1 protein-coding gene is annotated in these 244 nt (G+C 36.5%); it reads right to left on the minus strand.

The annotated features are described in order from the left end of the window. A partial coding sequence (locus DSOL_RS26560) for a DUF4474 domain-containing protein (RefSeq protein WP_235839025.1) occupies nt 1–244 on the minus strand: 244 nt, incomplete at both ends.

Raw genomic sequence — 244 nt, forward strand, 5'->3', positions numbered from 1 at the left:
TATAACTCAGGCGCTTGTTCCTCGATCGCTTTAATTTTTCATCCGGCATAGTAGTCGATGTTTTCGTAATTTCTTGATACTTAATACATAATTGTTCATTTTTTCTTTGAATGAACCAATCTGTTGTTGGTGTCCGTGTAATCGGTTGTCGTGTATGGGGCACACCAAATTTGAAACTTACTGTAGTTCTATCCGTTTCTGTTGTAAATTCATCATCAGAGTATCCTGCATTTCTTAATCCGAT

Source organism: Desulfosporosinus metallidurans (assembly GCF_001936615.1).
Lineage (GTDB): Bacteria > Bacillota > Desulfitobacteriia > Desulfitobacteriales > Desulfitobacteriaceae > Desulfosporosinus > Desulfosporosinus metallidurans.